This window comes from Amycolatopsis sp. NPDC048633 (genome assembly GCF_040650695.1).
GTDB lineage: Bacteria > Actinomycetota > Actinomycetes > Mycobacteriales > Pseudonocardiaceae > Amycolatopsis.
Map to the genome: position 1 here is coordinate 182,723 of NZ_JBEZHS010000009.1, position 25,242 is coordinate 207,964.

A 25,242-nucleotide genomic window follows, 5' to 3' on the forward strand; every position below is an offset into this window, starting at 1 on the left:
CCTCATCGGCGCGCCTTAGCACAGCGCGCATCTGCTCAGCAACCTCGTGCGCCACACCCGCCCCGGAAGTACCAAGGCCGGCGTCAGCGTTCGAGGAAGCCGCCGAGTCCCCCTTTCGGGTCGGACCAGCGCTCGACGACACTCTCCACACTTCCGGGTGATTCTCCGGACCGGAGAGCGGCCAGCAACCGCTCACAGTGGTCTCGATCACCCTCCGCTATGACCTCGACACGCCCGTCGGGCATGTTGCGAGCACTGCCGACCAGTCCGAGCTCGAGCGCCCGGCTACGGGTCCACCAGCGGAAACCGACGCCCTGGACGCGCCCGCGGACCCACGCCGTCAATCGGGTGTTCGTTTGTTCCTCACTCACGCTTTCATCCTTTCCGGACACTTCGACTGCGCACAGTGATCGCGCAGGCCCACTACCTGGGCGAATAGGGCACCGACGGTGATAGCCTCGCCGCCGAGGTCGTCCTCCCGGGTTCCCCCACCTGGGAAAGCAGTGATCGATTAACGGCCTCGCTGCATCTTCGAGAAACACCGCGCCTCTCCCGAACCCCCGAGGAGCCTGCAATGCCCCGCCCCGACGGGTCCGCATCGAGCTCGCACGTGACCAGGATCGACACCGCCCCGCCGAAGAGCAGCAAACCGAACCGCACCGGGTACGTCGTGCTCGGGGTGGCCGGTCTGGTGGTCGCGACCGCGTTCGCCGCGGTCGCCGAGCTCGCCGGCCCGGACCCCAGCGGCAGCGCGGGCGGCATCGGTGGCACCGGCGGCCAGGGCACCTCGCAGGCCGGTCTGCAGACGGCGTCGAACACGCCCTCGTCGGCCGGCCCGTCGACCGTCGGCGGCGCACCGTCGAGCGAGTCGGCCACGACGTCGCCGAGCGCGCCGACCACCGTCGTGTCGGTCAGCCCGGACGGCAAGACCACGACGACCGTGGTCACCCAGGCCTCGACGCCCCCGCCGCGCAACGACACGGGCAACCCGCCCCCGCCGCACACGTCCACGACTCCCCCGCCGACGACCAAGACGACGCCGCCCACCCCGACGACGCCGACGACGCCGCCCACCACACCGACGACGACGACCACCGGCGGCGGCGAAAGCACCGGCGGTTCGCCGACGGCCACGCCGACCGACGCGTCCTCGGGTCCGACCGGGAGCAGCACGCACGCGCAGTAAGAAATCCGACCGCCCCAAGGCGGCCTTGGGTGCGTTGAACGCACCGAAGGCCGCCTTGGGTGCGTTCAACGCACCGAAGGCCACATTGGGGCGCTCGCCTGGCGTCCGGCCGGGCTGGGGTGGGGTGGTGCTAGCTGTCGCGCCGGAGACGGTGCGCGAACACCCTCCACAGGTAGACCGTCAGCACGGCTCCCGCGCCGGCGGCCGCGACGCGCAGCCACCTCGCCCAGCCGACCTCATCGCCGTCGAAGGCCGTGAGGATCCAGCCGGTCACGCCGAAGGTCGCCCCCACGGCCAGCGTCAGCACGATCACCGGCGGGATGCGGTCACCGCCGAGCAGCCACGTCTTCGACCCGTCCATGCCCGGTGAGGTACCCCGTCCGGAGCCGTCCTAGACCTCGAAGCGGTAACCCATGCCCGGCTCGGTGAGCAGGTGCCGGGGCCGCGACGGCTCCGGCTCCAGCTTGCGCCGCAGCTGGGCCAGGTACACCCGCAGGTAGTGGGACTCCCGCTCGTACGACGGGCCCCACACCTCGTGCAGCAGCTGCCTCTGCGCCACCAGCCGGCCGCGGTTGCGGACCAGCAGCTCCAGCACGCCCCACTCCGTCTTCGTCAGGTGGACCTCGACGCCGTCGGTGCGGCGGACCTTCTTCGCGGCCAGGTCCACGCTGAACGACGACGTCTCCACCACCGCGTCCACGTCGTCCGCTCCGGTCACCGCCGAGCGGCGGACCGCCGCCCTCAACCGCGCCAGCAGCTCGTCCATGCCGAACGGCTTCGTGACGTAGTCGTCCGCGCCCGCGTCGAGGGCCTGGACCTTGTCCGCCGAGTCGCCGCGGGCCGACAGCACGATGATCGGGACCGTCGTCCAGCCGCGTAGGCCGGCGATCACCTCCGTGCCGTCCAGGTCCGGCAGCCCGAGGTCGAGCACGACGACGTCGGGCTTGGTCTCGGCCACCGCCTTGAGCGCGGCCGTGCCGTCGTGCGCGGTGATCACCTTGTAGCCGCGGGCGGTCAGGTTGATCCGCAGCGCCCGCACGATCTGCGGCTCGTCGTCCACCACCAGCACGGTGGCACCCGGCTCGGTCATCGCACCCCCTCTTCCTCGAACTCGACGCTGAAAGCGGGCAGCGAGACCACGACCGTGAGCCCGCCGCCCGGGGTGTCCTCGGCACGGATCGTGCCGCCCATCGCCTCGGTGAACCCCTTCGCCACCGACAGCCCCAGCCCGACCCCCGGCGTCGTGTCCCGGTCGCCGCCGAGGCGCTGGAACGGCGCGAACGCCGAGTCCGCGGTCCCCTTGCGCAGCCCCTTGCCGTGGTCGACGATCCGCAGCTCCACGTGGCCGGAGTGGGCGCTGGCGCGCGCGGACACCGGGCTTCCGCCGTGCCGCAACGCGTTGTCCAGCACGTTCGCCACCACCCGTTCCAGCAGCCCGGGGTCGGCGAGCACGGACGGCAGCTGGTCGTCGACCGCGACCACGACCGCGTCCGAAGCGTCCACCGTGGACAGCGCGTGCGCGACGACCTCCTCGTAGCCGACCGGACGCAGGTGCGGCACCACGGCTCCGGTGGCCAGCCGCGAGGAGTCCAGCAGGTTGTCGATCAGCCCGGCCAGCCGGTCCGCGGACAGCTCGATGGCCTCCATCAGCTCGGCGGTGTCCTCTTCGGACAGTCGAAGGTCCGGCGCGCGCAGGCTGCCGATGGACGCCTTGATCGACGTCAGCGGCGTCCGCAGGTCGTGCCCGACGGCCGAAAGCAACGTCGTGCGCAGCTCGGTGGCTTCGGCCTTGCGCTCGGCTTTCGCCGCGGCGTCGGCACTGCGCTGCTGGCGCAGGGACAGCAGCGCCTGCCCGGCGACGGCCTCCAGCACCCGCCGGTCCGCGGCAGGCAGGGCGCGGCCGCGCAGGGTCAGGTGCACGTCGGCGGTGACGGCGATGTCGACGTCGGCCTCATCAGGGTCCGCGCACGGGTGCTCCCCCGCGACCGCCACCCGACGCCACTCCCCTTCCTGCTTCTCCAGCAGCGTCACCGACGTCAGCGCGAAGTTCTCGCGGACCTTCTCCAGCAGCCGCTCGATCGGGTTCGCGTGGGTCAGCACGGTCCGGGCGTAGGACGCGAGCAGCGCCGCCTCGGTCCGCGCCCGCGCCGCCTGCGTGGCCCGGCGCGCCGCCTGGTCGACGACCAGCGCGACGAGCACCGCGACCACGACCATCGCGATCAGCGTCACGAGGTTCTGCGGGGTGTGCACGGTCAGCGTGTACAGCGGTGGCGTGAAGAAGAAGTTCAGCAGCCCGGCCCCGAGCACGGCCGCGACCAGCGCCGGCCCGAGGCCGCCGACCAGCGCCACGACGACGGTGGCCAGCACGTAGGAGATGACGTCGGTGGCGAAGTCGAGCCCGGCCGGGATGAAGAAGCCGACGACGGTGACCAGCACCGGCAGCACGACGCTGAGCACCCAGCCCGCGACCAGCCGCGAGAACCCCAGCGGGCTCGCGCTGAGCCGGGCTCGCAGGCGTCCACCGGCTTCGGAGTGGGTGACCATGTGCACGTCGATCGACCCGGACTGCCGCACGACGCCGGCGCCGATGCCCTCGTCGAACAGCCGCGCCACGCGCGAGCGCCGCGAGGTGCCGATCACCAGCTGGGTCGCGTTGACGCCGCGGGCGAAGTCCAGCAGGGCGGTCGGCACGTCGTCGCCGACGACGGTGTGGAAGGTCGCGCCGACCTCTTCGGCCAGCGTCCGGCAGCGGGCGATCGCGGCGGGCCCGAGCCCGGAGAGGCCGTCGCCACGCAGGATGTGCACGACCTGCAGCTCGGCGCCGGCCCGGGTGGCGATCCGGCTGGCGCGGCGGATGAGCGTCTCGCTCTCCACGCCGCCGGTGATGGAGACGACGACGCGTTCGCGCGCCTCCCACGTGTCGGTGATCCGCTGCTCGGCGCGGTAGCGCTGCAGGGCGACGTCGACCTGGTCGGCGACCCAGAGCAGGGCGAGCTCGCGCAGCGCGGTGAGGTTGCCGGGCCGGAAGTAGTTGCCGAGCGCGGCGTCGATCCGCTCGGCCGGGTAGACGTTGCCGTGGGCGAGCCGCCGCCGCAGCGCCTCCGGGGTGATGTCGACCAGCTCGAGCTGTTCGGCGCGGCGGACGACCTCGTCCGGCACGGTCTCCTGCTGGGTGACGCCGGTGATCCGCTCGACGACGTCGTTGAGGCTCTGCAGGTGCTGCACGTTGACCGTGGACAGCACGTCGATGCCGGCCGCCAGCAGTTCCTCGACGTCCTGCCAGCGCTTGGCGTTGCGCGAACCCGGGACGTTCGTGTGGGCGAGCTCGTCGACGACGGCGACCTCGGGCGCGCGGGCGAGGATGGCGTCGACGTCCATTTCGTCGAACTCGCGGCCGCGGTGGCCGGCGTGCCGCCGCGGCACGGTCTCCAAACCTTCGAGGAGCACCGCGGTCTTGTCGCGGCCGTGCGTCTCCACCAGCCCGACGACGACGTCGGTGCCGCGGTCGAGCCGCCGCCGCGCCTCGCCGAGCATGGCGAAGGTCTTGCCGACGCCCGGAGCCGCGCCGAGGTAGATCCTCAGCTCCCCCCGGCGCGGCTTCTTTGCGGTGGTCACGCTGTCAGTGTGCCCCTCCGGCCGCGGCTCGCACGGCCAAGTTGAGCTGGAGCACATTCACGCCGGGGACACCGATCCCGGCGCCCGAGGTGTTCGCCTCGACCAGCTGCCGCACCCGGTCGACCGGAAGCCCGGTGTTCTGCGCCACGCGGGCGATCTGGAGGTCGGCGTAGGCGACGCTGATCGCCGGGTCGAGGCCCGAACCGGACGCGGTGACGGCGTCCGGCGGCACCTGGTCGGGTGACACGCCTTCGCGCTTGGCGATGGCGTCGCGCCGTTCCTGGATGGTCTTCACCAGGTCCTCGTTGTACGGGCCCTTGTTGGACGCGCCGGAGGTCGACGGGTCACCGGGGCCGAGCGCGTCCTTCGACAGCGCCGACGGGCGGTTGTGGAACCACGGGTCGTGCGCCGGGTCGGCCGGCACGGGGTCGACGCCGATGAGCGACGACCCGACCGCCTGGCCGTTCTGCGTGACGACCGAGCCTTCGGCGTTGCCCTCCAGCCCGGGGATGCGGGCGACCGCCCACACCGCCAGGGGGTAGATCACCCCGAGCAGGACGGTCATCACGATGAGGACGCGCAGCCCGGCCCAGGTCTGCTTGACGAGAGTGTTCACGAGATTCACCCGATTCCAGGGATGAGGCGCACGAGCAGGTCGATCAGCCAGATCCCGAGGAAGGGGCTGACGATCCCGCCGAGGCCGTAGACGAGCAGGTTGCGGCGCAGCAGGGCCGAGGCCGACGACGGCTTGTACCGCACGCCGCGCAGGGCCAGCGGGATGAGCACGACGATGATCAGCGCGTTGAAGATGACCGCGCTGAGGATCGCCGACTTCGGCGTGGCCAGGTGCATGATGTTCAGCGCGCCGAGCTGGGCGAAGATGCCGGTGAACATCGCGGGCAGGATCGCGAAGTACTTCGCGAGGTCGTTGGCGACGCTGAACGTGGTCAGCGCGCCGCGGGTGATCAGCAGCTGCTTGCCGATCTCGACGATCTCGATCAGCTTCGTCGGGTCGCTGTCGAGGTCGACCATGTTCCCGGCCTCCTTGGCGGCCGAGGTGCCGGTGTTCATCGCGACGCCGACGTCGGACTGCGCGAGCGCGGGCGCGTCGTTGGTGCCGTCGCCGGTCATCGCGACCAGGCGGCCGCCCTCCTGCTCCTGCTTGATGAGGGCCATCTTGTCCTCGGGCTTGGCCTCGGCGAGGTAGTCGTCGACGCCCGCGTCCGCGGCGATGGCCTTGGCGGTGAGCGGGTTGTCGCCGGTGATCATCACCGTCTTGATGCCCATCGCCCGCAGTTCCCCGAACCGCTCCTTCATGCCCGGCTTGACGACGTCGGACAGCCGGATCACCCCGCGCACCACGGTGTCCTCGACGACGACCAGCGGCGTGCCGCCCTGGGCGCTGATCTCGTCGACCACGCGCTCGGTCTCGTCGGGGAACTCGCCGCCGTTGTCGCGCACCCAGGCGCGCACGGCGCTCGCGGCGCCCTTGCGGATCCGCCGGTTGCCGATGTCGATCCCGCTCATCCGCGTCTGCGCGGTGAAGGGGACGAACTCGCCGCGCTCGTCCTGACCCGCTTGGGCCTCGGTCAGCTCGACGACACTGCGCCCCTCGGGGGTTTCGTCCGCGAGGCTGGCCAGGCGAGCGGCCCGCGCGAGCTCGTCCGGCGTGGACGAGCCGACCGGGATGAGCTCGGTCGCCCGGCGGTTGCCGAAGGTGATCGTGCCGGTCTTGTCGAGCAGCAGTGTCGAGACGTCGCCGGCGGCCTCCACCGCGCGGCCTGACGTCGCGAGGACGTTGCGCTGCACCAAGCGGTCCATGCCCGCGATGCCGATGGCGCTGAGCAGCGCGCCGATCGTCGTCGGGATCAGGCAGACGAGCAGCGCGGTCAGCACGATCACGGACTGCTCGCTGCCGGAGTAGCGGGCCATCGGCTGCAGCGCCACGACGGCGAGCAGGAAGATGATCGTGAGCGTCGACAGCAGGATCGTCAGGGCGATCTCGTTCGGCGTCTTCTGCCGCGAAGCGCCTTCCACCAACGCGATCATGCGGTCCACAAAGGACTCGCCCGGCTTCGTCGTGATCTTGACGACGATCCGGTCGCTCAGCACGGTCGTGCCGCCGGTGACGGCGCTGCGGTCGCCGCCGGACTCCCGGATGACCGGGGCCGACTCGCCGGTGATCGCCGACTCGTCGACGGTCGCGATGCCCTCGACGACGTCGCCGTCGCCCGGGATCACCTGGCCCGCCTCGACGACGACCAGGTCGCCGATCTTCAGCTCGACGCCGGGTACCTGCTCCTCGCCGGTAGCGGTGAGCCGGCGGGCAACGGTCTCCTTCTTCGACCGCCGCAGGCTTTCCGCCTGTGCCTTGCCGCGTCCTTCGGCGACGGCCTCGGCGAGGTTCGCGAAGAGGACCGTGAACCACAGCCAGACGGCGATCAGGATGGTGAACACGCTCGGGTCGGTGATCGCGAAGACCGTGGTGAGCGCGGAGCCCACCCACACCACGAACATCACCGGGTTGGCGAGCTGGTGCTTCGGGTTGAGCTTCCGGAAGGCGTCGGGCAGCGACGTCCAGAGCTGGCGAGGGCTGAACACCCCGGCGCCGACGCGCCCGGCGGTTTCTGTCGGGGTCACCTGAGGTCGTTCTTCGGTGACGGTCATGCGAGTGCCTCCGCGATGGGCCCGAGCGCGAGCGCCGGGATGAACGTGAGGGCCGCGACGAGCACCACCGTGCCGGTGAGCATGGTGGCGAACAGCGGTCCGGTGGTGGGCAGGGTGCCGGCGGTCTCGGGCACCTTGCGCTGGGCGGCCAGCGAACCGGCCAGGCAGAGCACGGCGACGATCGGGATGAACCGGCCGATCAGCATCGCCACGCCGAACGACGACTGGAACCAGTCGCTCGTCGCGGTCAGGCCGCCGAACGCGCTGCCGTTGTTGTTGCCGGTGGACGCGTAGCCGTAGAGGATTTCGGACAGGCCGTGCGCGCCGGGGTTGCCGAGCGCACCCGCCGTGTCCGGCAGCAGCAGCGCGATCCCGGAGCCGAGGAGCACCACGGTCGGCATCGCCAGCATGGCGATCGCCGCGCAGGTGACCTCCCGCTTGCCGAGCTTCTTGCCCAGGTACTCCGGCGTGCGCCCGACCATCAGGCCGGCCAGGAACATCGCGATGATCGCCATGACCAGGATCCCGTAGAGGCCGGTGCCGACGCCGCCCGGCGAGATCTCGCCGTAGAGCATGTTCAGCAACGGTCCCCCGCCGCCGAGCCCCGAGAGACTGTCGTGGGCGCCGTTGATCGCGCCGGTCGACGTACCCGTGGTGGTGTCGGCGAAGATCGACGTCAGCCCGATGCCGAACCGCTGCTCCTTGCCTTCCATGCTCGCGCCCGCCGCCAGTGCGGCCGGGTTGCTCGCGTTGGCTTCGGAGAACCAGATGATCGCCAGCGACGCGGCCCACAGCAGGCTCATCACGCCGAGCAGGACGTACCCCTGCTTGGGCTTGCCGACCAGCTTCCCGAACGCGCGGGTCAGGCTGACCGGGATCACCAGGATCAGGAACAGCTCGATGAGGTTGGTCCACGCGTTCGGGTTCTCGAACGGGTGCGCGGAGTTGGCGTTGAGGATGCCGCCGCCGTTGGTGCCGAGCTCCTTGATCGTCTCCTGGCTCGCGGCGGGAGCCAGGGCGATGGTGCTCTGGCTGCCGTCCGGGTTGGTGACGGCGACGCCCGCCTTGAGGCTCTGCACGACGCCGAGCGCGACCAGCACGATCGCGAACACGAACGCCATCGGCAGCAGCACGCGGACCGTGCCGCGCGTGAGGTCCACCCAGAAGTTGCCGAGCCGGTCGGTCTTCGCCCGGACGAACCCGCGGGTCACCGCGATCGCCACGGCGAGGCCGACGCCGGCCGACAGGAAGTTCTGCACGGTCAGCCCGGCCATCTGCACGAAGTGGCCCATCGTCGTCTCGGGGACGTAGGACTGCCAGTTCGTGTTGGTGACGAACGAAACCGCCGTGTTGAAGGCGACGCCCGGGCTCACCGAGCCGCGGCCCAGGTTCCACGGCAGGAGCGGCTGCAGGCGCTGCAGCAGGTAGAGCAGGACGATCGAGACGAACGAGAAGCCGAGCACGCCGGCGGCGTAGGTCGGCCACCGCTGCTCGGAGTCCGGGTTGACGCGGAAGAGCTTGTAGAGGCCCTTTTCGAGCTTCGAGTGCTTCTCGGTCGAGAAGACGCGCGCCAGGTAGTCGCCGAGCGGCTTGTAGACCGCGGCGAGGGCGGCGAGGAGGAGGCCGAGCTGGATGAGCCCGGCCGCGGTGTCGGACATCAGAATTTCTCCGGCCTGATCAAGGCGACGAACAGGTAGACGAGCAGACCCAGCGCCAGCAACCCGCCGACGACGTTGGCCACGGTTCCCGCGCCGCTCACAGCTTCTCCAGCCCGCGCAGCGCCAGTGCGAGCACCACGAACACGCCGATCAGCAGGACGGCGTAGAGCAAGTCGGCCACAGGGCACCTCTCAAGACGGGTCACCGGGTTCGGTGACCGGACGCGTTCACTGTGCGGCTGCGGGACCCCGTCCCGACCTGCGGCTGACGGCCTCTTGACGCGTTCCTGACACCCATTTACGCCGTCTTTATGGCGGGTGGCGGGCGTCACGCAAACGTTTGCCCGCATCTCACTGTATGCAGTTGGTTAGTGACTCGCGACACAATGAGTGACCGAACAAGTGCGGAAAGTGCAATTCGGGCAGACAAGATCTTCGGCCCGTGTTACACCTGTGTTACCGATAGTTGTATCGGCTAAGCAAATCTGCGAGAGGGGATTCACCTATGTGCGGTATCGCCGGCTGGGTTTCCTACGACGCCGACCTCACCCGCCGCCGGGACGTGGTCGACGCCATGACGGCGACCATGTCCTGCCGCGGCCCGGACGACGAGGGCACCTGGGTGCGCAAGCACGTCGCGCTCGGCCACCGGCGGCTGGCCATCATCGACCTGCCCGGCGGCCGGCAGCCGATGTCCGTGCACACGCCGAACGGCGACGTCGCGATGGTCTACAGCGGTGAGGCCTACAACTTCACCGAGCTGAAGGAAGAGCTGACGAAGCTCGGCCACAAGTGGGAGACCGACAGCGACACCGAGGTCGTGCTGCACGGTTACCTGCAGTGGGGCGACGAGGTCGTCGACCACCTCAACGGCATGTACGCGTTCGCGATCTGGGACGAGCGCGACGACCGGCTCGTCATGATCCGCGACCGGATGGGCATCAAGCCGTTCTACTACTACCCCACTCGCGACGGCGTGCTGTTCGGCTCCGAGCCGAAGGCGATCCTCGAGAACCCGCTCGCGAAGAAGGTCGTCGACACCGACGGCCTGCGCGAGCTGATGGCGTTCACCAAGCGTCCCGGCTGGTCGCTGTGGAAGGACATGGAAGAGGTCCAGCCCGGCACGATCGTCACCGTGACGCGCGAGGGCATCCGCACCCGCACGTACTGGAAGCTCGACGCGAAGCAGCACACGGACGACCAGGAGACCACGGTCGCCCGCGTCCGCGAGCTGATGACCGACATCGTGCACCGCCAGCTCGTCGCGGACGTCCCGCGCTGCGTGCTGCTGTCGGGCGGGCTCGATTCGAGTGCCGTCACCGGCCTCGCCGCGCCCCACCTCGCCGAGCAGGGTGAGCAGCTGCGGACCTTCTCGGTCGACTTCTTCGGCCAGGAGGAGAACTTCAAGCCGGACGAGATGCGCGACACCGCCGACTCGCCGTACATCCGCGACGTCGCGAACCTGGTCGGGTCCGCACACCAGGACGTCATGCTGAACCCGGCCGAGCTGAGCGACCCGGCGGTGCGGCGCGCGGTGCTGAAGGCCCGCGACATCCCGGCCGGGCTCGGCGACATGGACACGTCGCTGTACCTGCTGTTCAAGGCGATCCGCAGTGAGTCGACGGTGGCGCTGTCGGGCGAGTCGGCCGACGAGGTGTTCGGCGGCTACCGCTGGTTCCACGACGAGCAGGCCGTCAACGCGGACACGTTCCCGTGGCTGGCGTTCCGGACGTCGATGATGGACGACCGGGCGTCGCTCTACACGACCGAGCTGCGGCAGAAGCTGGACCTGGAATCCTACGTCGCGGACCAGTACCGGACCGCGGTCGACGCGGTCGACCACCTGGACGGTGAGTCCGCGCGGGACGCGCGGATGCGGACGATCTGCAACCTCCACCTGACCCGGTTCGTGCGGATGCTGCTCGACCGCAAGGACCGCGCGTCGATGGCGGTGGGGCTCGAGGTCCGCGTGCCGTTCTGCGACCACCGGCTGGTCGAGTACGTCTACAACACGCCGTGGTCGCTGAAGACGTTCGACGGCCGCGAGAAGAGCCTGCTGCGGCACGCGACCAAGCACGTCCTGCCGGAGTCGGTGGCCCAGCGGGTCAAGAGCCCGTACCCGTCGACCCAGGACCCGGGCTACGCGGCGGCGCTGCAGCAGCAGACCAAGGAGGTCCTCGCGGACCCGGGCCACGCGGTGTTCGGCCTGGTCGACAAGGCGTGGGCGCACCGGACGTCCGAAGTGGACCCGGCGACCATGAACCCGGCGGCGCGGGTCGGCCTGGACCGCCTGCTCGACCTGTACCACTGGATCGAGATGTACTCCCCCACGCTCGAACTGTCTTGACTTCGAGTGCCCTTGAGGTTGGACGCTGGGTGGCATGAAGGTGCTGCTGTTCGGCCGCAACCCGGCCACGGTCTCAAGGGTGACAGCGGCGCTGTCCGCGGCGGGTCTCGCCGCGGACGGCGTCGCTTCGGAGGAAGCGGTGTTGACCCGGCTCGGCGTGGTCGACGCCTTGGTGCTGGGGGCGGGAGTGGTGGGATCGTTGCGCGAGCGCGTGACGGCGGCGGCTGTGCGGCACGGGGTCGTGTGGGTGCAGGGGCCGCACATTGAGCCATCACGGGATGCGCTGGAGTACGTGCGGACGGAGATCCTGCCGAAGCTGAGGTCAGCTCAGCGGTAGCTCCGCCGCGACCTCGTCCCCTTCCGCGGTGAGCGCCGCGCCGATTCCGCCGAGCAGTGCCCGGGCTCCGCCGTTGCCCGGCGTGGTCGAGGCGATGAAGCGGGCCGCGCCCGAGCGCTGCGCTTCGGCCAGCAGCAACGCCGTCACCCGCGTGCCGATCCCGCGGCCGCGGGCCTCGCGGCTCAGCCAGATGCCCGCCTCCACGGCGTCGCCGTGCCGCTCCAGGCGGGCCGCGCCGACCGCCGTGCCGTCCACGTCGACCACCCACGTGCGCTCCACCGCCGTCGCCGGGTCCAGGGTCCGGCCGCGGTGGAAGGCCAAGAACGCGTCGCGACGGGACGAGGTCCAGCCGGGCGGGCCCGAGACCGGGGGCATGACCTCCAGCGGATCGGCGCCGGCGACAGCGGCGTCGAGCAGCCGCGCCAGGGCAGGCTCGTCGAGCGGGGTCAGAACTGTCACGCTCGGAGTTTCGCCGCAGGACGGCCGCCGCGCGAGGCGATTTTGCCCAGCTTGCGCAAGAACCGGACGTACGGCGACCACCGGACCGGCCGCGCCACCCGGCCCGTCACCTCGAGCTCCGCCCGGTCCAGCAACCCTTCCAGCAGCGCGTCGTGCAGCGGCCGGAAGAACAACGGCCAGGTCAGCCGGGCCCAGCCGTGTAGGGATGCCTCCAGGACGTGGGTCAGCGCGCCGCCGTCGATCGTCAGCTCGTGGTACCCCACCACGCCCGCCGGGGCCGTGAACCGGCACCGCAGCCGGTCCGGTGCCACCTCCTCCACGACGTAGCGCACCGGTCCGTGACCGGCCGGTGTGCCCGGCGCGCGGGGGCCGTCCAGGCGGGTCGGGGGCCAGTCGGCGACCGGCCACAAGCGGTCCTCCGGGGTGCCGAGCGTTTCGAGGAGTGGAACCAGCCGGTCGGCCGAGACCGGGAACCTTCGGGTGTGCACGTTGCGGACCACGAGACTCTCCGTTCTAGAGACTGTCCTCCAGAACGTATTAGAGCATAATCTCTACAACATGGGCCGCCCCGCGACGCACACCACAGCGCAGTTCCTCGACGCCGCCACGGCCTTGTTCGCCGAAGGCGGGGCCCGCGCCGTCACCATGGCCGCCACCGCGAAGGCCGCCGGGGCGCCCAACGGCTCCATCTACCACCGCTTCCCGGACCGGCCCGCGCTGCTCGCCGAGCTCTGGCGCCGGACCCTGCGCGACTTCCAGGACACCTTCACCCGGAGCCTCGGCGATGCGACGACGATCGAAGCGGCGGTCGAAGCCGCGACTAGCGTCGTCCACTGGTGCCGCAAGCATCCCGAAGGCGCGCTGGTCCTCGACGCGGGCAAGCACGCCTTCGGGCCCGCCGACTGGTCACCCGAAGCCGCGAAAGCCGTGGCCGAGGACGAGCAAGAACTGCGCGACACGCTCAAACGCGCCACGCGAGCCCTCCCGCCGCTCACCGGCTGCACCGACGAAGAAGTCGTCCTCGCCCTGGTCGAGATCCCGCGCGCGGTCGTCCACCGCTACCTCTCGACCGGCCGCACTCCCCCGCCGAAAGCCGCGACGCTCGTCGAACGCACCGTCCGCAAGCTGCTCAGCGCCTGACCTCCGCCAGCTCCACCGGACGCCGCTCCCGGCGGGACAGCTCGCACGCCTCCGCGATGTAGAACGCCTCCAACGCATCCGCCGCGACGCACGGCGAAGGCGCCCGGCCCGCGACGACGTCCAGGAACGCCCGCAGCTCCGTCGTGTACGCCGGGCGGAAGCGCTCCATGAACCCGGGGTACGCCGGGCCCGGCAGCGGGGCCACGCCCGGCTCCACCGACCGCAGCGGCGCCCGGTCGTCCAGGCCGACGACCACCCCCGAAACGGACCCCAGCGCCTCGAGCCGCACGTCGTAGCCCGCGCCGTTGTAGCGGGTCAGTGACACCGTCGCCAGCGTGCCGTCGTCCAGGGTCAGCGTCGCCGCCGCCGTGTCGACGTCGCCCGCGTCCGCGAAGAACCGCTCGCCGCGGTTGGCGCCGATCGCGTACACCTCGGAAACCTCGCGGCCGCTCACCCAGCGGATGATGTCGAAGTCGTGCACGCCGCAGTCGCGGAACAGCCCGCCCGAGTGGGCGACGTACTCCGCCGGCGGGGGCGCGGGGTCGAACGTCGTCGCGCGCAGCGTGTGCAGCCACCCCAGCTCGCCCGACGCGACGGCCGCGCGCGCCGCCGCGTAGCCCGCGTCGAAGCGGCGCTGGAAGCCGATCTGGACCGGGACGTCCGAGGCGCCGATGCGGTCGATCACGGCCAGCGTGCCGGGGATGTCCGCGGCGACCGGCTTCTCGCAGAACACCGGGATGCCCGCGTCGACCGCCGCGATGATCAGACCCGGGTGCGCGTCGGTGGCGGCCGTGACGACCAGGCCGTCGAGCCCCGCCGCGAACAGCTCGTCGAGGGAAGCCGCCTCGACACCCAGCTTCGCGGCAGCCGACTGGGCGCGCACGCTGTCGACGTCGGCCACGACGACCGAGTCCACCTCGTCGAACCCCTTCAGCGTCTCCGCGTGCGCGGTGCCGATCCGGCCGGTGCCCGCCAGTCCCAACCTCATCGTCGTGCTCCTCCTGTCGCAGAAATCCCGGCCGTGGTCGCGCGGACCACCAAGGAGGGGTGCAGCAGGTGCCGGACGGGCTCCGTGCGCTCCCCGCGGACGCGTTCGATCAAGGCCTCGAAGGCCAGCCGCCCCATTTCGGTCCGCGGCTGGTCCACTGTGGTCAGTGAAAGGTGCCGCAGCGCGGCCAGCGAAGTGTTGTCGTAGCCGACGACCGAGACGTCCTCGGGCACGCGCAGCCCGGCCTCTTCGAGTGCCGAGATCGCGCCGACGGCGTTGAAGTCGTTGCCCGCCACCAGACCCGTGGGCAGTTCGGCGCGCGAGTACGTCGCCAGCAGCTCCCGCACGGCCTTCTCGCCACCAGTGTCGGTGTGCTCGCTGCGCACGACGATCGGGTCCAGGCCGTGCCGCCGCATCGCCGCCTGGAACCCGCGGCGGCGCTGGGCCGCCCCGGCCGCGCCACCGCCGTCGAGGTGGGCGATGCGCCGGTGCCCGAGGCCGGCGAGGTGGTCGACAGCCAGCGCCGACCCCGCCTCGCCGTCGTCGTTCACGGTGTCCACACCGGACGCTCGCGACGTGCGGGAGACCAGCACCACCGGGCACTGCCGGGCCGCGGCTTCGATGGCCGACGCGGGCACGACCGGCGAGAGCAGGATGACTCCCGCCGGCCGGAAGGAAAGCAGGCTGCGCAAGGCGGTCCCCTCGCGCGCGGGGCGGCGGCCGCCGGTGTTGAGGACGAGGTCGAAGCCCGCGGCCTGGGCGGCCGCGTCGAGTCCCTCGACGACGTCGGCGAAGAAGGCGTTGCGCAGGTCGTTGACCATCACGCCGAGCACAGTGGACGTCCGGCTGGCCAGGGACCGCGCCATGACGTGCGGCTGGTAGCCGAGTTCTTCGGCCGCACGCAGAACAGCGGCGCGCCGGACATCGGAGACCTTCGGTGAATTCCTCATCACCAGGGAGACCAGTGCGCGGGAAACCCCCGCCCGCGCGGCGACGTCCTCCATGGTCGGACGCATGACCGCACCTCCCCTGACCACGGAAAACTCAGCCTTGACTTGCTGTGACGGACGCTACAAGATTAGAGCGCTCTAATCAATAGAGCGCTCCAACGCACCCGATCAGAGCAACGGAGTCGTCCCTATGACAGTGAAGATCCGTGTCGCCGCCGCCCCGATCTCCTGGGGCGTCTGCGAAGTCCCGGGGTGGGGGCGAGTGCTCGACGCGGCGACCGTGCTCGGCGAGATGGCCGGGCTGGGCGTCCAGGCGACGGAGCTGGGCCCGCCGGGGTACCTCCCCCGCGACCCGGCGGAGCTGCGGGAGCTGCTCGGGAAGCACGACCTGACGCTCGTCGGCGGTTTCCTCGCCGTCGTGCTGCACGCGAACCAGGAAAACGCCCTGAAGGAAGCCGAGGAGTCGGCCGCGCTGTTCGCCGCGTGCGGCGGTGACGTCCTCGTCCTCGCCGCCGCGACCGGGCTCGACGGCTACGACGAACGCCCGAAGCTCTCTGACGCCGAATGGGCCACGCTCATCGGCACCGCCGGCCAGATCCGCGACATCGCGGCAGCTCACGGCCTGCGTACCGTGCTGCACCCGCACGTCGGGACGCACGTGGAGCAGCAGGCCGAGGTCGAGCGCTTCCTCGCCGATTCCGATCTCGGCTTGTGCCTCGACACCGGGCACCTGATGATCGGCGGGACGGATCCGGTCGAGCTGGCCAAGCGGTATCCCGAACGGGTGGGGCACGTGCATCTGAAGGACGTCCGAGCGGACCTGGCGGCCGAAGTCCGCACGGGACGGCTCGGGTACACCGACGCGGTCGGGCGGGGCATCTACACCCCGCTCGGCGAGGGGGACGTGGACGTGGCGTCGATGGTGCGCTCCGTCCAGGCGGCCGGCTACGACGGCTGGTACGTCCTCGAACAGGACACCGCCCTCGGCGACTCCAGCCCCGACGACCTCCCCCGCCGGGACACCGGGCGCAGCCTGGCCCACCTCGCGAAGATCATCGACTCCCTGTAACTGGTCCCAAAGGAGTGACTGTGTTCTCTTTCAAGAAGCTGGCCGGTGTGGCGGCGATCGCCGCTACCGGACTGGTGCTTTCCGCCTGCAGCGGCCCCAGCGCCGACAACTCGTCCAGCAGCTCGAACGCCCCGTCCGCCGCGGCCCCGAGCACGGGCGGCCCGCTGAAGATCGCCGTCGTCACGCACGGCACCTCCGGCGACGCCTTCTGGAACGTCGTGAAGAACGGCGCCGAGCAGGCCGGCAAGGACCTGAACATCGGCGTCGACTACTTCGCCGACGGCGATCCCGGCAACCAGGCCCGGCTGATCGACAACGCCGTCGCGCAGAAGGTCAGTGGCCTGGTCGTCTCGATGGCGAACCCGCAGGCCCTGCAGACGTCGATCCAAAACGCGGTCAAGGCCGGCATCCCGGTGGTCACGATCAACTCGGGTGAGGACCAGAGCGCGGCGTTCGGCGCGATCGCGCACGTGGGGCAGAGCGAGGGCCTCGCCGGCCAGGGCGCGGGCCAGCGCCTCAAGGCGGCCGGCAAGACGAAGCTGCTGTGCGTCATCCACGAGGCCGGCAACATCGGCCAGAACCAGCGCTGTGACGGCGCGAAGCAGGCGTTCGGCAACGTCTCGACGCTGCAGGTCGACATCTCCAACCCGACCGACGCGCAGGCCCGGATCCGCGGCGCGCTGCAGTCCGACCCGTCGATCGACGCCGTGCTGGCGCTGAACTCGCAGGTCGCGGCCCGCGCGGTGGACGCGGCCAAGGAGGCGAGCTCGAAGGCGCAGGTCGCCACGTTCGACCTGAACGCCGACGTCGTCGCGGCCATCAAGGCCGGCACCATCCTCTTCGCCGTCGACCAGCAGCAGTACGAGCAGGGCTACCTGCCGATCGTGTTCCTCAAGCTCTACAAGGAGAACGGCAACACCATCGGCGGCGGCCACCCGGTGCAGACCGGCCCCGGCTTCGTCGACAAGACGAACATCGACACCGTGGCCCCGTACGCGCAGCGCGGCACCCGCTAAGGGGAGTGAAATGACCGCAGCGATCCAGGCAGAACCCGACGAACGCGTGGCGAAGAAGAGCCTGACCGACCGGCTGGTCGTCCGGCCGGAGATCGGGGCCCTGCTCGGCGCGGTCCTGGTGTTCGTCTTCTTCTCCGTCGTCACCGGCCAGTTCCTCAGCCCGCTCGGCGTGGCGACCTGGCTCGACGACTCCTCGACGCTGGGCATCATGGCCGTCGTGGTCGCGCTGCTCATGGTCGGCGGCGAGTTCGACCTCTCGGCCGGTGTCATGACGGCGTCGACCTCGCTGGTCACGGCGATCCTGGCGACGCAGGCGGGCTTGAACGTCTGGCTCGCGCTGCTGGTCTCGCTGGTGTTCGCGCTCGGCGTCGGCGCGTTCAACGGCTGGCTGGTCATGAAGACCGGCCTGCCCAGCTTCATCGTCACGCTGGGGTCGTTCCTGGCCCTGCAGGGGCTGAACCTCGGCGTGACGCGGCTGGTCACCAACACCGTCCAGGTTTCGGGCATGCGCTCGACCAGCGGCTACGAGTCGGCCGGGGCGCTGTTCGCGTCCACGTTCAGCATCGGCGGCACCGAGTTCCAGTCGTCGATCATCTGGTGGGTCGTCGTCACGGCGATCGCCGCGTGGCTGCTGGTGCGGACCCGGTTCGGCAACTGGATCTTCGCGGTCGGCGGGTCGCAGGTGTCGGCCCGCTCGGTCGGCGTGCCGGTGGTGCGCACGAAGATCCTGCTGTTCATGGGCACCGCGCTCGGCGCGTGGCTGGTCGGCTCGATCAACATCCTGCGCTTCGCCAGCGTGCAGGCCAACCAGGGCATCGGGCTGGAGTTCCAGTACATCATCGCGGCGGTGATCGGCGGCTGCCTGCTCACCGGCGGGTTCGGCTCGGCGGTGGGCGCGGCGATCGGCGCGCTGATCTTCGGCATGGCCCGCCAGGGCATCGTGTTCGCGCAGTGGAACAGCGACTGGTTCATGCTGTTCCTCGGGATCATGCTGCTGGCCGCGGTCCTGGTCAACAACGCCTTCCGGCGGCGCGCGGAAAGGGTACGCCGATGAGCCTGATCGAAGTTCGCGAGATCGGGAAGACCTACGGCAGCGTCATCGCGCTGCGCGATGTGTCCACTGTGGTCAACGCGGGTGAGGTGACCTGCGTGCTCGGCGACAACGGCGCCGGGAAGTCCACGCTGATCAAGATCCTGGCCGGCGTGCACCAGCACGACCGGGGCGAGTTCCTCATCGACGGGCAGCCGGTGCGGCTCGCCTCGCCGCGGGAGGCCCTCGACCACGGCATCGCGACCGTGTACCAGGACCTCGCGGTGGTGCCGCTGATGAGCGTCTGGCGGAACTTCTTCCTCGGCTCGGAGCCGACGACGGGGTTCGGCCCGTTCAAGATGCTCGACCGGCGCAAGGGCCGCGAGACGACCAAGCAGGCGTTGTCCGACATGGGCATCGACCTGCGGGACGTCGAACAGCCGGTCGGGACGCTCTCGGGCGGTGAGCGCCAGTGCGTGGCGATCGCGCGGGCGGTGTACTTCGGCGCGAAGGTGCTGATCCTCGACGAACCGACGGCGGCCCTGGGCGTCAAGCAGGCCGGCGTGGTGCTCAAGTACGTCGCGCAGGCCCGGGACCGCGGCCTCGGGGTGGTGCTGATCACGCACAACCCGCACCACGCGTTCCCGGTCGCGGACCGGTTCCTGCTGCTCAAGCGGGGTGCGCCGCTCGGGGCGTACGAGAAGAAGGACATCGACATCAACGAGCTGACCCGGCAGATGGCGGGCGGTGCGGAGCTGGAAGCCCTGGAACACGAACTGCGGCAGGTGGAAAAGACCCCATGAGTCTCGAAGCGCTGACGATCGGCCGGGTGGGTGTCGACCTCTACCCCGAGCAGAGCGGCGTCCCCCTGGCCGGCGTCAGCACGTTCGCCAAGTCGCTCGGCGGCACCGCGACCAACGTCGCGGTCGCCGCCGCGCGGCTCGGCCGGCGCACGGCGGTCCTGACCAAGGTCGGGCCGGACGGCTTCGGCGACTACGTCCGGCAGGCGCTGGACGGCTTCGGCGTCTCACCGTCCTTTGTGGCCACTTCGCCGGACCTGCAGACGCCGGTGGTGTTCTGCGAGCTGAACCCGCCCGCGGACCCGCCGCTGCTGTTCTACCGCTCCCCCATCGCGCCCGACCTGACGCTCACCGACGACGACGTGCCCTGGGACGTCGTCGAGTCCGTGCCGCTGCTGTGGGTCACCGGCACCGGCGTCTCCGCCGAGCCGGCCCGCACCACGCAGCGGAAGATCCTGGAAGCCCGCGGGCGTCGTGCGCACACGGTCCTGGACCTCGACTACCGGCCGATGTTCTGGCCGTCGGTGGACCAGGCCCGGGAAGAGATCGGCGCGCTGCTCGACCACGTCACCGTCGCGGTCGGCAACCGCACCGAGGTCGAGGTCGCCGTCGGCACCGCGGACCCGGACGCCGCCGCCGACCGGATGCTCGAACGCGGCCTGCGGCTGGCGGTGATCAAGAAGGGCGCGGACGGCGTGCTCGTGGCGACACCGGAGGAGCGCCGGACCGTGCCGCCGCAGCGCGTCGAGGTCGTCTGCGGGCTCGGCGCCGGCGACGGCTTCGGCGGCGCGCTGATCCACGGGCTGCTGTCGGGCTGGGACCCGGTGCGCATCGCCGAGTACGCGAACGCCGCGGGTGCGCTGGTGGCGTCCCGGCTGGCCTGCGCCGACGCCATGCCCACCGCCGCGGAGATCGAGGAGCTGCTGTGATCCTCACCGACGAGCGCTGGAAGGACCTCCTCCACGTCCGCGCCGGCGCGGACTGGGAGATCGACGACCGCTTCACCGGCTACGACGCCCGGACGCTGGTCGACGGCGGCAAGATGCTGCGGCTCGTCGACTCCGACCCGGGCACCGTCCCGACGCTGCAGGCCGCCGGCCTGGCCTCCTGGGGCCGGACGCTGCGCCACGACGTCGTGCGCGGCCTGGTCCTGGGCCGCACCCTGCTCTACCCGTCCGAGGGAAACACCCGCGCTGCCGTGGAAGCCGCCGCGAAGGTCTTGGAGGCCGCGAAGTGAGCAAGCTGCACCGTCCACTCGGGACACTGTCCGACGACGCCGACCCGGTCCGGCTCACCCCGGATTCGGCGGGCTGGGCGTACACGGGGCTGCGGGTGCTCCGGATCGGCACCCGGCTCCCGCGCACGGTCAGGACCGGCGAGTTCGAGGCGTTCGTGCTCCCGCTGTCCGGCTCGCTCAACGTCCGCGTCGACGGCGAGGAGTTCGAACTGGCAGGGCGCGAGTCGGTGTTCACCCGGGTCACGGACTTCGTCTACGTCCCCCGCGACGCCGAGGTCGAGCTGACTTCCGAGACCGGCGCGCAGGTCGCGCTGCCGATGGCGCGCTGCACCCGGCGGCTGACCCCGAAGTACGGACCCGCCGAAGACGTCCCGGTCGAGGTCCGCGGCGCCGGGCAGGCGACGCGGCAGGTGACCAACTTCGGCGTGCCGGGGGTCTGGGACCACGCCGACAAGCTCAACGCGTGCGAGCTGATCACACCGGGCGGCAACTGGTCGTCGTACCCGCCGCACAAGCACGACGAAGCGTCCGAGTGCGAGGTCGTCAACGAGGAGATCTACTACTTCCGCGTCGCCGGCCGCGACGGGGTGACGCCGTCGCGCGAGGGTTTCGGCCTGCATCGGACGTACACGGCGGACGGCGACCTGGACGAAGACGTCGCCGTGCGCGACCAGGACGTCTTCCTGATCCCGCGGGGCTATCACGGCCCGTGCGTCGCGGCGCCCGGCTACCCGATGTACTACCTGAACGTCCTGGCCGGACCGGCGCCCGAACGGTCGATGGCGTTCTGCGACGACCCGGCGCACAGCTGGGTCCGCGACACGTGGGCGTCACAAGACCTCGATCCGCGCTGTCCGGTGACCGACCACGAAGGGCGTGTCCAGTGAAGCTGACGACGGCTCAGGCCCTGGTCCGCTGGATCCTCGCCCAGCGCTCGGAAACCCTGGACGGGCGCGAAGTTCCGCTCTTCCCCGGCGTCTTCGCGATCTTCGGGCACGGCAACGTCCTCGGCCTCGGCACGGCCCTGGAAGAGCACCGCGGCGAGATCCCGGTGTGGCGCGGGCACACCGAGCAGGGCATGGCGCTCGCCGCGGTCGGCTACGCGAAGGCCACGCACCGGCGGCAGGTCGGCGTCGTGACGTCGTCGATCGGGCCGGGCGCGCTGAACATGGTCACCGCGGCCGGCGTCGCGCACGCGAACCGGCTGCCCGTGCTGCTGCTGCCGGGCGACACGTTCACCAGCCGCGCGCCCGACCCGGTGCTGCAGCAGATCGAGCCCTTCGGCGACGCGACCGCGACGGTCAACGACGCCTTCCGCGCGGTCTCGCGCTACTTCGACCGGATCACCCGGCCCGAGCAGCTGCTCTCGACGTTGCCGCAGGTCGCGCGGGTGCTCACGGACCCGGCGGACAGCGGGCCCGTCGTCCTGGCGCTGCCGCAGGACGTCCAGGCCGAGACGTACGACTTCCCCGACGCGCTGTTCGCCCCGGTGACGCACCGGCCGCTCCGGCCGCGTCCCGACCGGCGTGCGGTCACCGAAGCGGCGAGCGTCCTGCGTGCGTCGAAACGGCCGTTGCTCGTGCTCGGCGGCGGCGTCCGGTACTCCGGCGCCGGGCGGCGCGCCCTGGACTTCGCCGAGCGGCACGGGATCCCTCTCGTCGAGACCACCGCGGGCCGCACACTGGTGTCCCACGACCATCCCCTGCACGCGGGGCCGCTCGGCGTCACCGGCTCGACGTCGGCGAACGTCCTCGCGGCCGCGGCCGACGTCGTCCTGGCGGTCGGGACGCGGCTGCAGGACTTCACGACGGCGTCGTGGACGGTCTTCTCCCCCGACGTCCGCCTGGTCGCGCTCAACGCGGCCCGCTTCGACGCGGTGAAGCACGGCGCTCTCTCCGTGGTCGCTGACGCTGACGCCGGTCTCGTCGACCTGGGCGCGCAGCTGGAGAGCTGGCGGGTCGACCCGTCGTGGACGTCGCGAGCCGAGACCGAGCGGGCTTCCTGGGACGCGCACGTCGACTCCCTGCGCTCGGCTGACGCCGAGGTTCCGTCCTACGCCCAGGTCGTTGGCGTGGTGAACGACCTGGCGGCGCCGGACGACTACGTGATGACGGCGTCCGGCGGGCTGCCGGGCGAGCTGATCGGCGGGTGGCGCGGGTCCGGCTCGGTCTCGATGGACGTCGAGTACGGCTTTTCGTGCATGGGCTACGAGCTGTCCGGCGCGTGGGGCGCGGCAATCGCCCATCCGGGCCTGGTGACGACGCTCTTGGGTGACGGCTCGTACCTGATGTTGAACTCCGAGCTGTTCTCGGCCGCCTTCGCGGGTCACCCGTTCGTCGCGGTCGTGTGCGACAACGACGGGTACGCGGTGATCGCGCGGCTCCAGGAGGGTCAGGGCGGGAAGCCGTTCAACAACTTCTACGCCGACTGCACGACTTCGCACGCTTCGCCGCCGCGAGTGGACTTCGCTCGTCACGCGGAATCGCTGGGCTGCTTGGTGTTCACGGCGTCCGATGTGGACTCACTGCGTTCCGCCTACGCCCAGGCTCGCGAAGCGGCGGTCTCGGAACGGCGCCCGGCCGTGGTCGTCGTCAAGACGCAGCCGTCGGCGTGGACCGAGGCCGGCGCGTGGTGGGAGGTCGGCGTACCCGAGCACCTCGCGGGCCGGGACGAGTACGACCGTTCGAAGGCTGACCAGGTGCGCTACCTGCGGTCCTGAGCCGGCGCGAACCGCTTGGTGTACGCGCTGACGGTCGCGGTCTCGATCCGCTCGACGCCCGGGAGCGCGCCGACCCGCTCGGTGACGTACGCGTAGAGGTCGTCCGGGGTCCGGCAGACCACGACGGCCAGGAGGTGGTGGGGGCCGGTCGTCGCGGCGACGTGCGCGGTCTCGTCGTCGGCGGAAAGGGCCTCGGCCACGGTCGTGACCTGCGCCGGGGCCACGGCGAGCCAGAGCAGGCACTGCGTCGTGTAGCCGTACAGCGCCGGGTCGACTTCGACGTGGAACCGCAGCCGCCCCGCGCGGCGCAGTTCGTCCAGGCGCCGGCGCACCGCGGACTCCGACCAGCCGACGCGTCCGGCGAGGTCCGCGTACGCCGCCCGGCCGTCGGCGGCCAGGGCGGGCAGCAGCCGCCGGTCCAGGTCGGTGGGCTCGACCGGCGCCGGCTCGGCCTCGGGCTCCCGCAGGGCGGCGATCTGCTCGGTGGTCAGGGCCGAGGTGCGGCCCGGCCACCAGCCGTCCATGAGGGACTTCAGGATCTGCTGCGCGCGGACGTCGGTGACGTGCGGGTGCCGGCTCAGCTCCGCCATGGGCGCGGCGGTGCGCAGCACGCACGCGATCTCGGTGTCGCCGGACAGGATCGTCACCCACGCGGTGTCGGCGCGGGCGGCCAGCGACTGCGCGAGCCCGGCAGCGGCGTGCGGGAGGACGCGCAGCCGGACCAGCCACTCCGACCGTCCCCGCGGCACCGCGCTGACCCGCACCGCCCCGGCTTCGCGCAGGCGCGTGAAGCGGCGGGCGACCGTGCGGTCCGAGACGTCGAGGACCGCCGCGATCCGGCTGAACGGCACCCGCGCGTCCAGCTGCAGCGCGTGCAGCAGCTGCCGGTCGAGCTCGTCGAGGCTGACGGATTCCACCCGGCCAGGATAGGTGCGTGCCGGATTCCGGCTTCCGTCCTTTCCGGACGGGCTCCCGGCCGGCTCGCGGCCGCACGATCGGCGCATGACCATCACCGGCTTTCACCACACGGGCGTCGTCACCCGCGACCTCGACGGGCTCGCGGCCCGGTACACCGCGCTCGGGTTCACCGTGAGCCCGCGCTCACGGCACCTGCTCAGCGCCGAACCCGGTTCGCCGCCGGTACCCGGCTGCACGGCGAACCAGTGCGTGTACCTCGGCAACGCCTACCTCGAACTGCTGGGCATCGTCGACGACACCGCACCCGATCCCTGGCACAGCCGCGAAATGGGGACGGGCTTCCGGATCCTCAACTTCGAGACGCCCGACGTCTCGGCCCTCTCTTTGCCGGGTATCCCCGCTTCCGGCGTTCTCGACCTGGAACGCGACGTCGAGGGCGGCGGCACGTTGCGGGCGCGGGCCGTGCACCTCGACCCGCGCTCGACGCCGGAGGGGTACGTCGGCATCGCCCAGCACCTGACGCGCGAGTACACGCAGGCCGTCGAGCACCCGAACGGCGCCCGCAGGCTGGCCGCGGTGCGGATCGCCGCGGCCGACTTCGACGCGACCGTGGACCGGTACGCGCGCATGCTCGGCGTGGCGCCCGCCCCCGTGTTCACCGTCGGCGACGCGCGGCTGGAGATCGTCCCCGGTCCGGTGTCCCGGTTCGAAGCGATGACCGTCGCGGGCGACGGTCCCGACCTGGAACTGCCATGACCTTGGCCGTGCTCGCGGTCGCGAGCCTCCTGCTCCGGCTGAAGTTCCCGTGGCGGATCGCCGCCGCCCACGGACTCGCGGTGATGCTCGTGATGACGGCGTCGGCGCACTTCGCCCCGAGCGGCCTCGGCTTCATGCCCGGCCACGACGACCTCGCGGCCATGGTTCCGCCGTTCGTGCCGTTCCCGTCCCTGGTCGTGTCGGTGACCGGCGTCTTGGAGCTGCTCGGCGCCCTCGGGCTCGTCCTGCACCGGACGCGGGTGGTGGCGGGCTGGTGCCTGGCCGCACTGCTCGTCTGCCTGCTCCCCGCGAACATCCACCACGCGGACGTGCCGCTGTGGTTCCGGATCC

General features: G+C 71.3%; 26 protein-coding genes. 13 read left to right on the forward strand and 13 right to left on the reverse strand.

The genetic code is table 11. The annotated features are described in order from the left end of the window. Window positions 1-83 precede the first annotated feature (83 nt). Window positions 84-371 carry an acylphosphatase gene (locus AB0C38_RS19150; RefSeq protein ID WP_360674681.1) on the reverse strand — a complete coding sequence of 96 codons (288 nt, stop codon included), beginning with the start codon at window positions 369-371 and terminating at the stop codon, window positions 84-86. A 239-nt stretch (window positions 372-610) separates the two neighbouring features. Here AB0C38_RS19150 and AB0C38_RS19155 point away from each other — a divergent pair, with 239 nt between their 5' ends. After that, window positions 611-1,186: a hypothetical protein gene (locus tag AB0C38_RS19155; RefSeq protein WP_360674684.1), complete on the forward strand. Its 576-nt coding sequence runs from the start codon at window positions 611-613 to the stop codon at window positions 1,184-1,186. Between the two features lie 130 nt (window positions 1,187-1,316). On the opposite strand, the gene AB0C38_RS19160 is transcribed toward AB0C38_RS19155, so the two are convergent. The 7 genes from AB0C38_RS19160 to kdpF are packed head-to-tail and all read right to left on the reverse strand — an operon-like array spanning window position 1,317 to window position 9,227. Continuing rightward, complete coding sequence (locus AB0C38_RS19160; RefSeq protein WP_360674687.1) at window positions 1,317-1,547, reverse strand: hypothetical protein; 231 nt, start codon at window positions 1,545-1,547, stop codon at window positions 1,317-1,319. A 30-nt stretch (window positions 1,548-1,577) separates the two neighbouring features. Continuing rightward, the gene (locus AB0C38_RS19165; protein WP_360674690.1) at window positions 1,578-2,276 is read right to left on the reverse strand and encodes a response regulator; all 699 of its coding nucleotides are present in this window, start codon (window positions 2,274-2,276) and stop codon (window positions 1,578-1,580) included. Beyond that, the gene (locus tag AB0C38_RS19170) at window positions 2,273-4,801 is read right to left on the reverse strand and encodes a DUF4118 domain-containing protein (protein ID WP_360674693.1); all 2,529 of its coding nucleotides are present in this window, start codon (window positions 4,799-4,801) and stop codon (window positions 2,273-2,275) included. The genes AB0C38_RS19165 and AB0C38_RS19170 overlap by 4 nt, the downstream gene beginning before the upstream one ends. Window positions 4,802-4,805: 4 nt before the next feature. Next, on the reverse strand, window positions 4,806-5,417 hold the full coding sequence (locus tag AB0C38_RS19175; RefSeq protein ID WP_360674696.1) for a potassium-transporting ATPase subunit C: 612 nt from the start codon (window positions 5,415-5,417) through the stop codon (window positions 4,806-4,808). A gap of 5 nt (window positions 5,418-5,422) precedes the next feature. Then, a complete protein-coding gene (gene kdpB, locus AB0C38_RS19180; RefSeq protein ID WP_360674699.1) occupies window positions 5,423-7,468 on the reverse strand; it encodes a potassium-transporting ATPase subunit KdpB in 2,046 nt (681 codons plus the stop codon). Then, window positions 7,465-9,126, reverse strand: coding sequence for a potassium-transporting ATPase subunit KdpA (gene kdpA / locus AB0C38_RS19185; RefSeq protein WP_360674702.1), 1,662 nt, complete (start codon window positions 9,124-9,126; stop codon window positions 7,465-7,467). Before kdpA ends, kdpB begins: the two co-directional genes overlap by 4 nt. Next, the gene (gene kdpF, locus AB0C38_RS19190; protein WP_247062298.1) at window positions 9,126-9,227 is read right to left on the reverse strand and encodes a K(+)-transporting ATPase subunit F; all 102 of its coding nucleotides are present in this window, start codon (window positions 9,225-9,227) and stop codon (window positions 9,126-9,128) included. Before kdpF ends, kdpA begins: the two co-directional genes overlap by 1 nt. 403 nt (window positions 9,228-9,630) lie before the next feature. Here kdpF and asnB point away from each other — a divergent pair, with 403 nt between their 5' ends. Further along, window positions 9,631-11,472 (forward strand): asparagine synthase (glutamine-hydrolyzing), encoded by a 1,842-nt coding sequence (gene asnB, locus AB0C38_RS19195; protein WP_360674706.1) that lies wholly within the window; start codon window positions 9,631-9,633, stop codon window positions 11,470-11,472. A gap of 34 nt (window positions 11,473-11,506) precedes the next feature. Then, the gene (locus AB0C38_RS19200; protein WP_360674709.1) at window positions 11,507-11,809 is read left to right on the forward strand and encodes a hypothetical protein; all 303 of its coding nucleotides are present in this window, start codon (window positions 11,507-11,509) and stop codon (window positions 11,807-11,809) included. Here AB0C38_RS19200 and AB0C38_RS19205 read toward each other — a convergent pair. Both AB0C38_RS19205 and AB0C38_RS19210 read right to left on the reverse strand, forming a co-directional pair. Beyond that, window positions 11,795-12,268, reverse strand: a complete 474-nt coding sequence (locus AB0C38_RS19205; protein ID WP_360674712.1) for a GNAT family N-acetyltransferase — start codon at window positions 12,266-12,268, stop codon at window positions 11,795-11,797. The two genes, AB0C38_RS19200 and AB0C38_RS19205, sit on opposite strands and share 15 nt — an antisense overlap. Then, window positions 12,265-12,768, reverse strand: a complete 504-nt coding sequence (locus AB0C38_RS19210) for an SRPBCC family protein (RefSeq protein WP_360674715.1) — start codon at window positions 12,766-12,768, stop codon at window positions 12,265-12,267. Before AB0C38_RS19210 ends, AB0C38_RS19205 begins: the two co-directional genes overlap by 4 nt. A gap of 58 nt (window positions 12,769-12,826) precedes the next feature. On the opposite strand from AB0C38_RS19210, the gene AB0C38_RS19215 reads away from it, so the two are divergent. Then, the gene (locus AB0C38_RS19215) at window positions 12,827-13,408 is read left to right on the forward strand and encodes a TetR/AcrR family transcriptional regulator (protein ID WP_360674718.1); all 582 of its coding nucleotides are present in this window, start codon (window positions 12,827-12,829) and stop codon (window positions 13,406-13,408) included. Here AB0C38_RS19215 and AB0C38_RS19220 read toward each other — a convergent pair. Continuing rightward, window positions 13,398-14,396, reverse strand: a complete 999-nt coding sequence (locus AB0C38_RS19220; protein WP_360674721.1) for a Gfo/Idh/MocA family oxidoreductase — start codon at window positions 14,394-14,396, stop codon at window positions 13,398-13,400. The genes AB0C38_RS19215 and AB0C38_RS19220 overlap by 11 nt on opposite strands. Continuing rightward, the gene (locus tag AB0C38_RS19225) at window positions 14,393-15,412 is read right to left on the reverse strand and encodes a LacI family DNA-binding transcriptional regulator (RefSeq protein WP_360674724.1); all 1,020 of its coding nucleotides are present in this window, start codon (window positions 15,410-15,412) and stop codon (window positions 14,393-14,395) included. The genes AB0C38_RS19220 and AB0C38_RS19225 overlap by 4 nt, the downstream gene beginning before the upstream one ends. Before the next feature lie 124 nt (window positions 15,413-15,536). Between AB0C38_RS19225 and AB0C38_RS19230 the strand changes: the two genes are divergently transcribed. The 8 genes from AB0C38_RS19230 to iolD are packed head-to-tail and all read left to right on the forward strand — an operon-like array spanning window position 15,537 to window position 23,217. Then, window positions 15,537-16,415, forward strand: a complete 879-nt coding sequence (locus tag AB0C38_RS19230; protein ID WP_360674727.1) for a TIM barrel protein — start codon at window positions 15,537-15,539, stop codon at window positions 16,413-16,415. Between the two features lie 20 nt (window positions 16,416-16,435). Further along, window positions 16,436-17,431, forward strand: a complete 996-nt coding sequence (locus tag AB0C38_RS19235; RefSeq protein ID WP_360674730.1) for a sugar ABC transporter substrate-binding protein — start codon at window positions 16,436-16,438, stop codon at window positions 17,429-17,431. Window positions 17,432-17,441: 10 nt separating this feature from the next. Continuing rightward, window positions 17,442-18,485, forward strand: coding sequence for an ABC transporter permease (locus tag AB0C38_RS19240; RefSeq protein ID WP_360674733.1), 1,044 nt, complete (start codon window positions 17,442-17,444; stop codon window positions 18,483-18,485). Beyond that, window positions 18,482-19,264 (forward strand): ATP-binding cassette domain-containing protein, encoded by a 783-nt coding sequence (locus AB0C38_RS19245; RefSeq protein WP_360674736.1) that lies wholly within the window; start codon window positions 18,482-18,484, stop codon window positions 19,262-19,264. Before AB0C38_RS19240 ends, AB0C38_RS19245 begins: the two co-directional genes overlap by 4 nt. Then, window positions 19,261-20,190, forward strand: coding sequence for a 5-dehydro-2-deoxygluconokinase (gene iolC, locus AB0C38_RS19250; RefSeq protein WP_360674739.1), 930 nt, complete (start codon window positions 19,261-19,263; stop codon window positions 20,188-20,190). The genes AB0C38_RS19245 and iolC overlap by 4 nt, the downstream gene beginning before the upstream one ends. Further along, entirely contained in the window at window positions 20,187-20,498 is a 312-nt protein-coding gene (locus AB0C38_RS19255) for a hypothetical protein (protein ID WP_360674742.1), read from the forward strand. The genes iolC and AB0C38_RS19255 overlap by 4 nt, the downstream gene beginning before the upstream one ends. Beyond that, window positions 20,495-21,385, forward strand: a complete 891-nt coding sequence (iolB, locus tag AB0C38_RS19260; RefSeq protein ID WP_360674745.1) for a 5-deoxy-glucuronate isomerase — start codon at window positions 20,495-20,497, stop codon at window positions 21,383-21,385. The genes AB0C38_RS19255 and iolB overlap by 4 nt, the downstream gene beginning before the upstream one ends. Continuing rightward, the gene (gene iolD / locus AB0C38_RS19265) at window positions 21,382-23,217 is read left to right on the forward strand and encodes a 3D-(3,5/4)-trihydroxycyclohexane-1,2-dione acylhydrolase (decyclizing) (protein WP_360674748.1); all 1,836 of its coding nucleotides are present in this window, start codon (window positions 21,382-21,384) and stop codon (window positions 23,215-23,217) included. Before iolB ends, iolD begins: the two co-directional genes overlap by 4 nt. On the opposite strand, the gene AB0C38_RS19270 is transcribed toward iolD, so the two are convergent. Continuing rightward, the gene (locus tag AB0C38_RS19270; RefSeq protein WP_360674751.1) at window positions 23,202-24,134 is read right to left on the reverse strand and encodes an Lrp/AsnC family transcriptional regulator; all 933 of its coding nucleotides are present in this window, start codon (window positions 24,132-24,134) and stop codon (window positions 23,202-23,204) included. The genes iolD and AB0C38_RS19270 overlap by 16 nt on opposite strands. 85 nt (window positions 24,135-24,219) lie before the next feature. Between AB0C38_RS19270 and AB0C38_RS19275 the strand changes: the two genes are divergently transcribed. After that, window positions 24,220-24,891: a VOC family protein gene (locus AB0C38_RS19275; protein ID WP_360674754.1), complete on the forward strand. Its 672-nt coding sequence runs from the start codon at window positions 24,220-24,222 to the stop codon at window positions 24,889-24,891. Window positions 24,892-25,242: the final 351 nt, after the last annotated feature.

Coding starts and splice junctions, on each gene's coding strand:
- kdpB (WP_360674699.1), bottom strand. CDS start 7,468: ATGACCGTCACCGAAGAACGACCTCAGGTGACCCCGACAGAAACCGCC.
- AB0C38_RS19215 (WP_360674718.1), top strand. CDS start 12,827: ATGGGCCGCCCCGCGACGCACACCACAGCGCAGTTCCTCGACGCCGCC.
- AB0C38_RS19160 (WP_360674687.1), bottom strand. CDS start 1,547: ATGGACGGGTCGAAGACGTGGCTGCTCGGCGGTGACCGCATCCCGCCG.
- AB0C38_RS19225 (WP_360674724.1), bottom strand. CDS start 15,412: ATGCGTCCGACCATGGAGGACGTCGCCGCGCGGGCGGGGGTTTCCCGC.
- iolC (WP_360674739.1), top strand. CDS start 19,261: ATGAGTCTCGAAGCGCTGACGATCGGCCGGGTGGGTGTCGACCTCTAC.
- AB0C38_RS19240 (WP_360674733.1), top strand. CDS start 17,442: ATGACCGCAGCGATCCAGGCAGAACCCGACGAACGCGTGGCGAAGAAG.
- AB0C38_RS19200 (WP_360674709.1), top strand. CDS start 11,507: ATGAAGGTGCTGCTGTTCGGCCGCAACCCGGCCACGGTCTCAAGGGTG.
- kdpA (WP_360674702.1), bottom strand. CDS start 9,126: ATGTCCGACACCGCGGCCGGGCTCATCCAGCTCGGCCTCCTCCTCGCC.
- AB0C38_RS19230 (WP_360674727.1), top strand. CDS start 15,537: ATGACAGTGAAGATCCGTGTCGCCGCCGCCCCGATCTCCTGGGGCGTC.
- AB0C38_RS19165 (WP_360674690.1), bottom strand. CDS start 2,276: ATGACCGAGCCGGGTGCCACCGTGCTGGTGGTGGACGACGAGCCGCAG.
- AB0C38_RS19275 (WP_360674754.1), top strand. CDS start 24,220: ATGACCATCACCGGCTTTCACCACACGGGCGTCGTCACCCGCGACCTC.
- asnB (WP_360674706.1), top strand. CDS start 9,631: ATGTGCGGTATCGCCGGCTGGGTTTCCTACGACGCCGACCTCACCCGC.
- AB0C38_RS19245 (WP_360674736.1), top strand. CDS start 18,482: ATGAGCCTGATCGAAGTTCGCGAGATCGGGAAGACCTACGGCAGCGTC.
- AB0C38_RS19220 (WP_360674721.1), bottom strand. CDS start 14,396: ATGAGGTTGGGACTGGCGGGCACCGGCCGGATCGGCACCGCGCACGCG.